Source organism: Paenibacillus sp. EKM212P (genome assembly GCF_011066115.1).
Classification (GTDB): Bacteria; Bacillota; Bacilli; order Paenibacillales; family Paenibacillaceae; genus Paenibacillus; species Paenibacillus polymyxa_B.
Window position 1 is genome coordinate 1 of record NZ_JAAMNR010000057.1, and the last position, 335, is coordinate 335.

The 335-nt window shown below is 54.9% G+C and carries 3 tRNA genes; all 3 read left to right on the forward strand.

The features are described from left to right. Positions 1 to 86: 86 nt before the first annotated feature. The 3 genes from G9G54_RS24945 (at position 87) to G9G54_RS24955 (ending at position 334) form a co-directional block, all read left to right on the forward strand. A tRNA-Leu gene (locus G9G54_RS24945) sits at positions 87 to 167 on the forward strand. A gap of 10 nt (positions 168 to 177) precedes the next feature. Beyond that, a tRNA-Gly gene (locus G9G54_RS24950) sits at positions 178 to 252 on the forward strand. Between the two features lie 5 nt (positions 253 to 257). Next, positions 258 to 334 (forward strand) — tRNA-Arg (locus G9G54_RS24955). The last annotated feature ends 1 nt before the right edge of the window (position 335 follow it).

Sequence of the window (335 nt, forward strand, 5' to 3'; positions counted from 1 at the left end):
AGCCATTAGCTCAGTTGGTAGAGCACCTGACTTTTAATCAGGGTGTCGAAGGTTCGAGTCCTTCATGGCTCACCATTGTATTACATGCGCGTGTGGCGGAATTGGCAGACGCACTAGACTTAGGATCTAGCGTCTTTGACGTGGGGGTTCAAGTCCCTCCACGCGCATCTTGTTTTTGCGGACGTGGCTCAGCGGTAGAGCATCGCCTTGCCAAGGCGAGGGTCGCGGGTTCGATTCCCGTCGTCCGCTCCATATTTGCGCCCTTAGCTCAGCTGGATAGAGCGTTTGACTACGAATCAAAAGGCCGGGAGTTCGAATCTCTCAGGGCGCGCCAT